General features: G+C 57.5%; 8 protein-coding genes. 4 read left to right on the forward strand and 4 right to left on the reverse strand.

Translation table 11 applies throughout. The features are described 5' to 3' along the window. Positions 1-56: 56 nt before the first annotated feature. From eptB to ACQZQY_RS04435, 4 genes are all read right to left on the reverse strand, one after another. On the reverse strand, positions 57-1,736 hold the full coding sequence (eptB, locus tag ACQZQY_RS04420) for a kdo(2)-lipid A phosphoethanolamine 7''-transferase (RefSeq protein ID WP_122097197.1): 1,680 nt from the start codon (positions 1,734-1,736) through the stop codon (positions 57-59). Between the two features lie 243 nt (positions 1,737-1,979). Beyond that, the gene (locus ACQZQY_RS04425; protein WP_056775755.1) at positions 1,980-2,402 is read right to left on the reverse strand and encodes an organic hydroperoxide resistance protein; all 423 of its coding nucleotides are present in this window, start codon (positions 2,400-2,402) and stop codon (positions 1,980-1,982) included. Positions 2,403-2,591: 189 nt separating this feature from the next. Further along, positions 2,592-3,047: a MarR family winged helix-turn-helix transcriptional regulator gene (locus ACQZQY_RS04430; protein WP_431296679.1), complete on the reverse strand. Its 456-nt coding sequence runs from the start codon at positions 3,045-3,047 to the stop codon at positions 2,592-2,594. Between the two features lie 93 nt (positions 3,048-3,140). Further along, positions 3,141-4,586 (reverse strand): alpha/beta hydrolase, encoded by a 1,446-nt coding sequence (locus ACQZQY_RS04435; protein ID WP_431296680.1) that lies wholly within the window; start codon positions 4,584-4,586, stop codon positions 3,141-3,143. Positions 4,587-4,948: 362 nt separating this feature from the next. On the opposite strand from ACQZQY_RS04435, the gene atzF reads away from it, so the two are divergent. The 4 genes from atzF to urtA all read left to right on the forward strand — a co-directional run bounded on the left by atzF (position 4,949) and on the right by urtA (position 12,535). Beyond that, positions 4,949-6,796, forward strand: coding sequence for an allophanate hydrolase (atzF, locus tag ACQZQY_RS04440; RefSeq protein WP_431296681.1), 1,848 nt, complete (start codon positions 4,949-4,951; stop codon positions 6,794-6,796). Positions 6,797-6,806: 10 nt separating this feature from the next. After that, a complete protein-coding gene (gene uca / locus ACQZQY_RS04445; RefSeq protein WP_431296682.1) occupies positions 6,807-10,439 on the forward strand; it encodes an urea carboxylase in 3,633 nt (1,210 codons plus the stop codon). A 27-nt stretch (positions 10,440-10,466) separates the two neighbouring features. Next, positions 10,467-11,192: a GntR family transcriptional regulator gene (locus ACQZQY_RS04450; protein ID WP_217204226.1), complete on the forward strand. Its 726-nt coding sequence runs from the start codon at positions 10,467-10,469 to the stop codon at positions 11,190-11,192. Between the two features lie 74 nt (positions 11,193-11,266). Next, on the forward strand, positions 11,267-12,535 hold the full coding sequence (gene urtA / locus ACQZQY_RS04455) for an urea ABC transporter substrate-binding protein (RefSeq protein ID WP_056775768.1): 1,269 nt from the start codon (positions 11,267-11,269) through the stop codon (positions 12,533-12,535). The last annotated feature ends 164 nt before the right edge of the window (positions 12,536-12,699 follow it).

Here is a 12,699-nt window from a genome sequence, read left to right on the forward strand (position 1 = left end):
TTTTAATGCATATTCACCGACTGCCCAGAAATCATCCGATACGCCGCCAAATTAACCTATAACTTCTGATCCGTCTGAGGTTTTGCACACCAGTTGTTCGCAGGATTGATGCCACCGTCCGGTGAGGTGTAACCCAGGCAGCCCAAAATTGAATCGAACAACTCAACATGACGCTTCTTCGCCCCGACGCGTTGCTGCGCCTGGAGCTGCTCGAACGCCTCTTTATGATCCGGCTGCTCGAGGAAACTGTCGGATGCCCACACCATCATCGGCACGCGGAACTGCTCCGGCGGCGCCATCTCGCGGGGTGTTCCATGCAGATGTGAGTTTTCATCAATGGATTCGCCGTGATCGGACGCGTAAAACACCAGCGCTTTCTTATCACGCAGCTGATCTATCACGTTGTCGATAAAGGTGTCGGTGTACAACACGCTGTTATCGAAGGCATTTATCAGCTCATCTTTGGTACAGGTGTTGCTCTTACACTCCGGCGTATAACGTGCGTAGCTGCGCGGATAACGCTGGGAGTAGAGATAATGCGAACCTTTGGTATGCAGGATCACCAGATGTTTGCCTTTCGGATGATTTTTCAGCGACTCCTGTAATTCATTCACCAGCAACATATCGTCCACCGGCTTACCGTCATTACGCTTTTCAGAGGCGATGATTTCACGGAAGGAGAAATTGTTGGTGTTGGCATTGTTGTAGAACCACAACTCGCTTTGCATCGCGAACAGTTCAGAGGTGAAACCTAATGATTTCATCACTGCAAAAATGTTCTGCTCTTTAAGGGTGCGCTGAGGATTATCTTCCGTACCGCCTTCCCTCACGAACATACAGCGCAGAGAGAGCTTGGTCGCCGTGTCGCACGACGTCCCGCGAAACGCCACCAGATTCTTCTCTTTCGACAGGCGCGGCGTGGTGTCGCGCTCGTAGCCCAGAATACCCATATGATCCCAGCGCGTGGTTTCACCGATGATAAATACCACATAGGTATCGTCGATATCTGCCGGTGGCACGTAGGTAAACTCTTTCGCCGGATCAAGGAAATGGCTGGCATCCTGACCTTCATCCACCTGGGTATAGGCATATAAACCCAGCGCGGCCAGCCAGTTAGACGGTAAATAAGAGTGGGCGACAACGCCGCCATAGCTCGGCAAATCGACGTTGGTTTTCTTCTCGTTCACACTTTGTTCGTGATCGAGATAACGCAGCGGCAGCCAGACCAGCAATGCCGTTGCCAGCAGAACCATCAGCGGCAACGCGCGCTGCCCCGGTGTTTTAATCTGCTCAATCAGCGTCAGCCGCAGGTTGTTTTTCCAGATCAGGAACAGCGGGATCGCACTGACCAGCGCCATCCAGACAAACAAATGCAGGCCAATGATCTCTTTGCTGAGGTCAATGTCAGTGGTCATCACCGACACCACGATGCCGTAGCCGATCACCACATTGAACATCACCATGTAATAGCTGGCGGCGACGGAAATCAGCACCAGCAGGCTGGCGACGATACGGAAAAACAGCCGCCCGCCCAGTGACACCAGGCGCAGTACGAAGAAGGTAAACAGCACGATGGCGCAGACTTCAGTGACAGCCTGCATCAGTTCAATGGAGGTGAAGTGATTAATTAAGGCGGCAAAGCGGCGCTGAAACACGGAGACATTGAGGAAAATGCCAATATAAATCGCTAACAATAATGAAATATTTTGCTGCGATAGAGTCTTCACTCTATTCATGTAATGTGGTTTTCCGGGAAGTTTTTTGAAAGATTCTGAATCATTGTGACATGTTTATGCCCGGCGAGTTCACAGATTATGCTGAGATTACGTTTATATACACACCGGCCAAATGCCTGAGCGCAAGCGCCCTGCAGAGGAGAGGAGAAGATCGTGGCGGGAATTTCAGACAGGAAAAGGGAGGCCGAAGCCTCCCGGATAGTGCATTAAAACGCCCTGGTGAAGGCGGTACTTCTCTAAAAATTACTTAATATTCAAGGTTACATCGATGTTGCCACGGGTGGCATTGGAGTACGGACAAACCTGATGTGCTTTGGCCACCAGCGCTTCTGCGTCGCTGCGTTCAAAGCCCGGCAGGGTGATATCAAGCTGAACTTCGATACCGTAACCGCCCGGGATTGCCCCGATACCCACCGCGCCTTCAATTTTCGCGTCAGCAGGGATCTTAATTTTTTCCTGCGCTGCCACGGCTTTCAGTGCGCCGAGGAAACAGGCTGAGTAACCGGCAGCAAACAACTGCTCAGGGTTGGTACCGCCGCCCATGCCGCCCATTTCCTTTGGCACACCCAGTTTGATATCCAGCACGCCGTCGTCAGAAACAGCGCGGCCGTCACGGCCACCGGTTGCAGATGCATGAGCACGATACACAACTTTTTCGATAGACATATTTCGTTCCTTTTCGGGTCAGATGACTGAATGACAAGAGTGATGTAATCAGAAATTTATACACGATTTAATCGTGCGCTATGTATTAGATACTAGCAGACAAATTCGAAAGCGCACGTCGTATTTATCTGCTTGCTGCAATAGGTACCATCAATCACCGAAAGCGGCGGGCAACACCTCGCCCGCCGTTCAGGATTTGTCTTTCAGATTCTCGCGCAAAGATTCGAGCTGCTGTTTGAGCGTCATCATTTCACTGAGCTCGCACTCGGTCGCACACAAAATCGCTTCAGGAATACCCTGAGCTTTCTCGCGTAACTGCCTGCCCGCCTCAGTCAGGGTGATGATGACCTGGCGCTCATCGGCTTTCGCCCGACGGCGCAGCAGTAAACCGGCGGTTTCAAGGCGTTTGAGCAGTGGCGTCAGCGTCGCCGAATCCAGAAACAGCTTGTCGCCGATCTCAGAGACGGTCACTTCGTCGCGCTGCCAGAGAACCAGCATCACCAGATACTGCGGATACGTCAGCTCCAGCTGGCTGAGCCATTTGCGGTAAACCTTATGCAACGCAAGATTCGCGGAATACAGTGCGAAACACATCTGTTGATCCAGATGCATGAGGTTGGGCGTGGAATCGTTGTCTGTTTTCATGTTCATGCCGCCAATCTATATAGCGCGCGATATAATCGCAATCGCTTTCTCGGGGAAATATCCGCTGACGCCATCAGTGCAGGCGCCCGGCAATCAGAATCCGTTCACTCTGTGCAACAGATAAGGATAAAACGGATTCGACGATACGCGCATCAGTTGATCCATACTGACGACCAGCGCGCCGTTTTCACCGCGGGCCGCCAGCGTACCCAGCCGGATGCCAAACTGTGCCGGCCCCTGAGGAGTACGGCCATACAGTGAATCATCTGGCGGGAACGGCAGCGCAACGTGCGAAAGCGAGAAAAATTCCGCGGGATAATCCAGCCCCAGCGGCGTCGTCACCACGGCAGTCTGACCTGCCGCCGTGATCTGCGCGACCATCGCGGCCTGATCGGGCGCCGCATTGGTGATCACCGTGGTCTGGTAACGCCGTGGCGCGGGCGGAAGTAAACGCCCTACCGCCGTCTCTGACGCCACCCGCAGCAGCGGACCGACGTATGCGCTGCGGTTAATATCAAACAGCACCAACTGGCTGCCGTTCGCAGGCAACTGATTAAACAGCGCCGTCACGACTGCCCGGCTACTGACGGTGGAATCAACCACCGACTGGAATGCCAGCACCGGCGGTAACTGCGCCAGCTTGCCGGATTGCGCATCCCGGGTGATTTGCTGCTGCAACACATGGGTCAGCAGATAAGACTGGCGGGCAGCTTTGACCGGAAACGAGTTGTATTTAAACGGATTGAATTCCGGCATCAGGTTCAGCCAGGCGGTTTTGGCAAAGGCCGGGAAAATCGCAGGCCAGCCTGCATATCCGGCAAAGCGCGCGAAGCTCGTCACGCCGATCATCGGGGAAATCAGCACCACGCGGGAAGGCCGCACCAGCGCGGGGTCATCAAGGGAATCCAGCGTATATTTCATCGCCAGCGCGCCGCCGTTTGAAAAGCCCACCAGTTGCAGCGGCACATCCGGCCCGGCGACACGGCGCGCCTCGCGCACCGCCAGCCGCGTTGCCGCCATCCACTGCTCCCAGTCCACCCGCGTCAGGCCACCGGGCACCGTTCCGTGGCCCGGCAGGCGAATACCGACGGCCACGAATCCGCGACGGCGATAATCCTGCGCTATATGGCGCAGGCTGTAAGGGGAATCGGTCAGGCCGTGCAATAACACCACCGCGCCGACCGGTTTGCCGTCGGGCATCAGCTCATAAGACCGGTTCCAGTCCTGTGCAAAATGCTCAGGGTAAATCGGGCTGCGGTCGTAATAGCGGTTAAGCGGAATACGTTCTTCGGCGTCCAGCTTGTCCGTCACTTCCTGCTTCACTTCAAGAAATGCCTGCTGTTCCGCACGTAAATACACCGCCCAGTCACTCTTATCCAGCTGTTCCGCACTCAGTTCGTCCGGCACCAGTTTGTGCCACGGCTCAAGCGGCGGCCCCTGTAAGGCATCATAAGTGCGCACGGCCAGAAGCGTAATAATCACCAGAATCAGCGCCAGCAGCAGCTTTTTCAGGCGTACATAGAGACGACGAAGTTGCATTAATTAGGGGTTTCCTCTGGCTAATGTTGCGAGGTATGCACCAGCCTCTGCCAGGCACATTACTGCGCAATGATGGATCGTTTTCTGGACATGAATCCGCCCGCATTTCTGCCAAGAATAATAAATCATCAGTTCATACAACTGTATACCGGAACCTTTATCGGGCCACGTTTATCTTTTTCCTGCGGGATATCGCGCAAATTTTCGCCCCATTTTCGCTCAGTTGCCTTGCGTGCGTGGTGCAACAAACGTACAACGCTTTCACGCGATAAATAATAAATCATTTAAAATCAACAAATAATGATTTGGCACAGGCCTTGCTTAAGTGAATTCAATCTTGTGTACCAGATGGAATTCAACTTATGACCGACGCCTCACATTCTACCAGCTCACCTTATCGCGGTTTTACCCTGCGGGACTGGCAACAGCATTATCGCACTGCGCCGGGCAGCCTGCGCACCACGCTGTCGATGGTGTTGGGTAGCCTGAGCCCCGCCGATAACGCCTGGCTTTATCGCGCCAGCGCCAACCAGCTTGAAGATCAGATTGCGCATCTGGAAAGCCTGCGCCAGAAGGCCGAAGGCTCGCTGAAAGACCTGCCGTTGTTTGGCGTCCCCTTCGCCGTCAAAGACAATATTGATATTGCCGGCTGGCCGACCAGCGCCGCCTGCCCGACGTTCACTTACACCGCCGAAGCCGATGCCACCGTGGTCGCGAACCTGAAAGCCAAAGGCGCGATTGTCATCGGCAAAACCAATCTCGACCAGTTTGCCACCGGTCTGGTGGGAACCCGCTCGCCGTTTGGTGCCGTGCGCAACACCTTCAACCCGGACTATGTCAGCGGCGGCTCCAGCTCCGGGTCGGCCTCCGTTCTGGCACGCGGCCTGGTGGCCTTTTCCCTCGGGACCGACACCGCCGGCTCGGGCCGTGTCCCTGCCGGATTCAACAATATCGTCGGGCTGAAACCGACCAAAGGCTGGCTGTCGAATACCGGCGTGGTGCCTGCCTGTCGCCTGAATGACTCGGTGTCAATTTTCGCGCTGACCGTGGCCGACGCGCAGACCGTCGCCCATGCCGCAGGCGGATACGACGCCACGGATGCCTATTCGCGCCGCAATCCGCGCACTGCGCCGGTGGCAATTTCGGCCCATCCACGCTTTGCGGTGCCGGACAGTCTGGAATTCTTCGGTGATGCGCTGGCCGAATTTGAATTCGATCAGGCACTGGAACGCCTGAGCAGCAGCGGCGTCACGCTGGTCCCGGTGGATTTCACGCCGTTCCGTGAACTCGCGGAGCAGCTGTATTACGGCGCATGGGTAGCAGAACGTACGGTTGCGGTGGGTCAGATTTTCGAAGAAAACCCGGAAGCGATGGATCCGGTGGTGCGCGGCATCGTCGCCAGTGGTCTGAACTACAGCGCCTGCGATGCCTGGCGCGCCGAATATTTACGCGCAGAGCTGTCGCGCAAAATCAATCTGGCGCTGGAAGGGTTTGATGCGCTGGTGGTGCCGACCTCACCGACCATCCGCACTCAGGCAGAAATGGCGCAGGAGCCGGTGCTCTACAACTCGCAGTTCGGCATTTACACCAACTTCACCAATCTGGCGGATTTGTCTGCTCTTGCGCTGCCCTCCAGCCTGCGCGCCGACGGCCTGCCCGCCGGGATCACGCTGGTCGCCCCGGCCTGGCACGATGATGCGTTAGCCAGCTTTGGCCGTCAGTGGCAGCGCAGCCTGAGCCTGCCGCTGGGCGCAACCGGGCTGGCGATGAAGCCCGAAGAATTCATGACCTCCGCGCCGGTCAGTGCTGCCAGCGTGCGCGTCGCCGTGGTTGGCGCGCACCTGACCGGCATGCCGCTCAATGTTCAGCTCACCAGCCGGAACGCGGTGCGCGTCGAGCAAACCACGACCGCCGCGACCTACAAACTTTACGCCCTCGCGAATACCACGCCGCCAAAACCGGGGCTGGTACGCGCCGGATCGGGCAGCGCGATTATCGTCGAGCTCTGGGATATCCCGCTGGCGCGCTTCGGGGAATTCGTCGCTGAAATCCCGGCACCGCTGGGTATCGGTTCGCTCGAACTGGCCGATGGCCGCACCGTGAAAGGCTTTATCTGCGAGCCGTGGGCGATTAGCGAAGCCACGGATATCACTCATTTTGGCAGCTGGAGAAGTTATATCCAGAGCCTGAATTCACCGGTCAGAAGCTGAGGGCGCGCACATGTTTACTACCGTGTTAATTGCTAACCGTGGCGAAATCGCCTGCCGCGCGATCCGCACGCTGAAACGTCTGGGCGTCACCAGCGTGGCCGTGTATTCCGATGCCGACCGCAATGCACCGCACGTCACGCAGGCGGATATCGCCATCGCGCTGGGCGGCGAAAAAGCCAGCGAAAGCTACCTGATGATCGACAAAATTCTGGCCGCCGCGACAGAAACCGGCGCGCAGGCGATTTATCCGGGATACGGTTTTTTATCCGAGAGCGCAGAATTTGCCGATGCCTGCGAAGCGGCGGGCATTGCCTTTATCGGACCGACCGCCGGGCAAATCCGCGAGTTTGGCCTCAAGCACCGCGCCCGTGAATTAGCCGGTGCCGCAAATGTGCCGATGACGCCGGGCACCGGTTTGCTCGCAAGCCTGGAAGACGCCGTGATAGCGGCCGCAGACATCGGTTATCCGGTGATGCTGAAAAGCACCGCAGGCGGCGGAGGCATTGGCCTGACACGCTGTGACGACGAAGACGCCCTGCGCGCTGCATGGGACAGCGTGAAGCGTCTCGGCGAGCAGTTTTTCCGCGACGCCGGGGTGTTTCTGGAGCGCTTTGTCGACCGCGCCCGTCACGTCGAAGTACAGATTTTTGGCGACGGCAAAGGCCGCGTGGTGGCACTCGGCGAGCGCGACTGTTCATTGCAGCGCCGTAACCAGAAAGTGGTGGAAGAAACGCCTGCGCCGAACTTGCCGCAGGCCAGCCGCGAAGCGTTACATCGCGCTGCCGTGGAGCTGGGCGAATCGGTGAATTACCGCAGCGCCGGAACCGTGGAATTTATCTATGACGCCGCGCGCGACGAATTTTATTTTCTCGAAGTAAACACCCGTTTGCAGGTGGAGCATCCGGTCACCGAAATGGTCACCGGTCTGGATCTCATCGACTGCATGCTGAAAGTCGCCGCAGACGAGCCGCTGGACTGGCCTGCGATGGAAAAAGCCCCGCAGGGCGCGTCGATGGAAGTGCGCATTTACGCCGAAGATCCGCTGAAGAATTTCCAGCCAAGCCCCGGCGTGCTGACCGAAGTGTTCTTCCCCGAAGACGTGCGCGTCGATGGCTGGGTGTCTACCGGCAGCGACGTGTCAGCGTTTTACGATCCGATGATCGCCAAACTGATTGTTCACGGCACCGACCGTCAGGACGCACTGGCGAAAATGTCGGTCGCACTGGCCGCCACGCGTCTGCACGGCATCGCCACCAACATTGATTATCTGCGTCAGGTGGTCGCCACGCCGGTGTTCCGCGACGGCGACATGTGGACGCGCATGCTCGACAGTTTTGCTTATGCACCCAACGCCATCGAAGTGATCGCGCCCGGTACTTACAGCAGCGTGCAGGATTATCCGGGGCGTCTCGGTTACTGGGATATCGGCGTGCCGCCGTCCGGCCCGATGGACGATTTTGCCTTTCGTCTCGCCAACCGCATTGTCGGTAATCATCTGGATGCCGCCGGTCTGGAATTCACGTTACAGGGACCCACGCTGCGTTTTCATTGCGACGCCATTATCGCCCTGACCGGCGCACGCTGCCCGGCCACGATCGATGGCGAACCGGTTTCTTACTGGCAGCCGGTCGATGTCAAAGCCGGTCAGACGCTGACGCTGGGCCGCGCCACGCAGGGTTGCCGCACCTATCTCGCCGTGCGTAACGGTTTCGACGTGCCGGTGTATCTCGGCAGCCGCTCGACCTTTGCGCTCGGGCAGTTTGGCGGTCACGCGGGCCGTACGCTGCGTGTCGCCGATATGCTGACCGTTTCGCAGCCGGAACTCGCGGCCTGCACCACGCCTGCGCCGGTGGGTTTACCGCAGGCGGCAGCCGAAAACATCGTGCCGCCTTACGGCGATATCTGGAATATCGGCGTGCTTTACGGGCCGCACGGCGCGCCGGATTTCTTCACCAAAGAATCTATCGACACCTTCTTCGCCGCCGAATGGCAGGTGCATTACAACTCCAACCGTCTCGGTGTGCGGCTTGTTGGCCCGAAACCGCAATGGGCACGGCAGGACGGCGGCGAAGCCGGGTTACATCCGTCGAACGTGCATGACTGTGAATACGCCATCGGCGCGATTAACTTCACCGGCGATTTCCCGGTCATTCTGACCCGCGACGGGCCAAGCCTCGGCGGTTTCGTCTGCCCGGTGACCATCGCCAAAGCCGAATTGTGGAAAGTCGGCCAGGTAAAACCGGGCGACAAAATTCGTTTCCATCCGATCAGTTTTGAACAGGCGCAGGCGCTGGAACTGGCGCAGCAAGGCACGCTCGATTCGCTGATGCCGATCAACGCCATGGCGCTGCCGGTGCCGTCGCTGCTGCCCGATACCACCGCCTCCGCCACCATTCTTGCTGCGCTTGCGGCGACAGCCGATCGTCCGTCGGTGGAATACCGCCAGGCTGGCGACGGCTACGTTCTGATTGAGTACGGCGATAACGTGCTAGATCTGGCGGTGCGGATGCGCATTTACCTGCTGATGAACGCCATTAAAGCCACCGGTCAGGAAGGCATTGAGGAGTTGTCGCCGGGCGTGCGTTCGCTGCAAATCCGCTACGACAGCGGCGTGCTGCATCAGACGGCGCTGCTGCAACATTTACTGACGCTGGAAAACAGTCTGGCCGATGTCAGCCAGCTCAAAATCCCCACCCGCATCGTGCACATGCCGATGGCCTTTGAAGATTCCGCCACGCTCGGCGCGGTCGAACGCTATCAGCAGACCGTGCGCGCCGACGCGCCGTGGCTGCCGAATAACGTCGATTTCATCCAGCGCACCAACGGGCTGGCGAGCCGCGACGAAGTGAAAAACATCATTTTCGACGCCAGCTATCTGATCCTCGGGCTGGGCGATGTGTATCTCGGCGCGCCGTGTGCGGTGCCGGTCGATCCGCGCCACCGCCTGCTCAGTTCCAAATACAACCCGGCGCGAACGTTCACCGCCGAAGGCACGGTCGGCATCGGCGGCATGTACATGTGCATTTATGGCATGGATTCACCGGGCGGCTATCAGCTGGTGGGCCGCACGCTGCCTATCTGGAACAAATTCCTGAAAAACGAGCAATTCAAAAACGGCGAGCCGTGGCTGCTGCACTTCTTCGATCAGGTGCGGTTTTATGAGGTCACCGAAGCCGAACTGGACATCCAGCGCGAGGCGTTCCGCGAAGGCCGCGCACAAGTTCGTATCGAAGAAACCGAATTCGACTTTGCGCAATACACGCAATTCCTTGCTGACAACGCCGCCGATATTGCTGAGTTCCGCGCGAAACAGACCGAAGCCTTTACCCGTGAAGTTGCGCACTGGCACGAAGCCGAAAGCGCCGCGGTGGAAGCCGCCGCCAACGCCGTGCAGTTAGTGGAAGACGACGCGGATCAGGACGGGCATCTCGTCAGCGCCGATCTGAACGGCAATATCTGGAAAATTCTGGTCGAGCCGGGTCAGCAGGTCGAAGAAGGCCAGCCGCTGATCGTCGTCGAAGCCATGAAAATGGAACTATCGGTGAACGCGCCGTGCGCCGGCACCGTTCTGAAAATCAGTTGCCAGCAGGGCCGTCCGGTCGGGCCAGGTGATGCGCTGCTGTGGCTGGATTTAGCGGTTTAAGCGGGTTGAACCCACAAGGGACTCTTTATGCAACTGACTGACGCCAAATCGGCACGCAGTAAAAATAACCGCCCGGAAGGGCTGGCAGAACGTATTTATCAGCAGCTGAAAACCGACATTTTCAGCTTCCGCCTGCTGCCGGGCGATCGGTTCAGCGAAAACGACATCGCCGATCGCATGGAAGTCAGCCGCACGCCGGTGCGTCAGGCGCTGTTCTGGCTCGAACGCGAAGGTTACGTCGAAGTGTTTTTCCGCAGCGGATGGCAGGTGCGGCCTTTCGATTTCGACTTCTTTGAACAGCTTTACGACCTGCGCATTGTGCTGGAACTGGAGGCGGTCAAACGCCTGTGCGCCTGTGCGCCGGCGTCTCAGCCCCTGCAACTGGCGGAGCTGAAAGATTTTTGGATAGACAAGCCACGGCTGCAAGACGGGCAGGCAGTCTCGCGCTTTGACGAAGAGTTTCACATGACGCTGGTGGCCGCGGCCGGTAACGCCGAAATGGCACGTATTCACCGCGAACTGACCGAGAAAATCCGCATCATCCGGCGGCTGGATTTCACCAAAGATGAGCGGATCAACGCCACTTATCAGGAACACGCGAGCATTTTGCTCGCCATCATCGGGCAACGCACTGAGGAGGCACAACGCCAACTACACGACCATATTGCCGTCAGTAAAGCCGAGGTGCGCAAAATTACCCTGCACATGCTGCATCAGGCCCGGGCGGAGAATAACGGAACACTTCCGTCATGACTTTTTTAAACATTTTTTCGACTTTCTACATACCAGCGTTCTCTTAATCATCTTTTCATTTCGAGGGTACATCTATGCAACGTCGACGTTTTATTAAAGCCTTTGCTCTGTCCGCCACCGTAGTCAGCATGGGGTTAGCCTGGAGCGCGCAGGCAGCCGACACCATCAAAATCGGGATCATGCATTCCCTTTCCGGCACCATGGCGATTTCAGAAACGCCGCTGAAAGACATCGCGCTGATGACCATTGACGACATCAACGCCAAAGGCGGCGTGCTCGGCAAAAAGCTGGAACCGGTGGTGGTTGATCCGGCCTCTAACTGGCCGCTGTTCGCCGAAAAAGCCCGCCAGTTGCTGACGCAGGATAAAGTCGCGGTGGTGTTCGGTTGCTGGACGTCGGTATCGCGCAAATCCGTGCTGCCGGTGTTTGAAGAGCTGAACGGTCTGCTGTTCTATCCGGTGCAGTACGAAGGCGAAGAGATGTCGCCAAACGTGTTCTACACCGGCGCCGCGCCTAACCAGCAGGCCATTCCGGCGGTGGAATATCTGATGAGTGAAGACGGCGGCGCCGCCAAACGCTTCTTCCTGCTCGGCACCGACTACGTTTATCCGCGCACCACCAACAAAATTCTGCGCGCCTTCCTGCATTCCAAAGGCGTGAAAGACAGCGACATCGAAGAAGTCTATACGCCGTTCGGTTACAGCGATTACCAGACCATCGTTTCCAACATTAAGAAATTCTCCGCAGGCGGCAAAACGGCGGTGATCTCCACCATCAACGGCGATTCCAACGTGCCGTTCTACAAAGAGCTGGCGAATCAGGGCGTGAAAGCGACCGACGTGCCGGTGGTGGCATTCTCGGTTGGTGAAGAAGAACTGCGCGGCATCGACACCAAACCGCTGGTTGGTGACCTCGCGGCGTGGAACTACTTCCAGTCCGTCGATAACCCGACCAACAAGAAATTCGTTGCCGAATGGAAGGCGTACGCCAGGGCTCACAAACTGCCTAACGCCGATAACGCGGTGACCAACGACCCGATGGAAGCGACCTACGTCGGCATCCATATGTGGGCGCAGGCGGTAGAAAAAGCCGGTACGACGGACGTGGATAAAGTCCGCGCCGCCATGGCCGGCCAAACCTTCGCCGCCCCGTCCGGTTTCACGCTGACCATGGATAAAACCAACCACCACCTGCACAAACCGGTGATGATCGGCGAAATCGAATCCAACGGTCAGTTCAACGTGGTCTGGCAGACCGACAAACCGGTCCGCGCCCAGCCGTGGAGTCCGTACATCGTTGGGAACGATAAGAAGCCAGATACCCCGGTGAAAACGACTAATTAGGGATGGGAGCAGGCACGCTGAGAGCTTGGGCTTGGCGTCCAAACTGCCTAAGACCTTGGGCTCGCCGCCCAAACTGGCCCAAAGGAGGCATAAACGTGCCTCCTTTGGAATCCTGCGTTTTTTCTCTGAGACACCGACAGCATCGCGCCATACAGGCACCGTGT

The sequence above is a fragment of the Rahnella sp. PAMC25559 genome, from assembly GCF_050632365.1.
Taxonomy (GTDB): domain Bacteria; phylum Pseudomonadota; class Gammaproteobacteria; order Enterobacterales; family Enterobacteriaceae; genus Rahnella; species Rahnella rivi.

What these genes read in the sequence shown, in the direction of transcription:
- eptB (WP_122097197.1), bottom strand. Translation starts at nt 1,736, where the DNA reads ATGAATAGAGTGAAGACTCTATCGCAGCAAAATATTTCATTATTGTTA.
- ACQZQY_RS04425 (WP_056775755.1), bottom strand. Translation starts at nt 2,402, where the DNA reads ATGTCTATCGAAAAAGTTGTGTATCGTGCTCATGCATCTGCAACCGGT.
- ACQZQY_RS04430 (WP_431296679.1), bottom strand. Translation starts at nt 3,047, where the DNA reads ATGAAAACAGACAACGATTCCACGCCCAACCTCATGCATCTGGATCAA.
- ACQZQY_RS04435 (WP_431296680.1), bottom strand. Translation starts at nt 4,586, where the DNA reads ATGCAACTTCGTCGTCTCTATGTACGCCTGAAAAAGCTGCTGCTGGCG.
- atzF (WP_431296681.1), top strand. Translation starts at nt 4,949, where the DNA reads ATGACCGACGCCTCACATTCTACCAGCTCACCTTATCGCGGTTTTACC.
- uca (WP_431296682.1), top strand. Translation starts at nt 6,807, where the DNA reads ATGTTTACTACCGTGTTAATTGCTAACCGTGGCGAAATCGCCTGCCGC.
- ACQZQY_RS04450 (WP_217204226.1), top strand. Translation starts at nt 10,467, where the DNA reads ATGCAACTGACTGACGCCAAATCGGCACGCAGTAAAAATAACCGCCCG.
- urtA (WP_056775768.1), top strand. Translation starts at nt 11,267, where the DNA reads ATGCAACGTCGACGTTTTATTAAAGCCTTTGCTCTGTCCGCCACCGTA.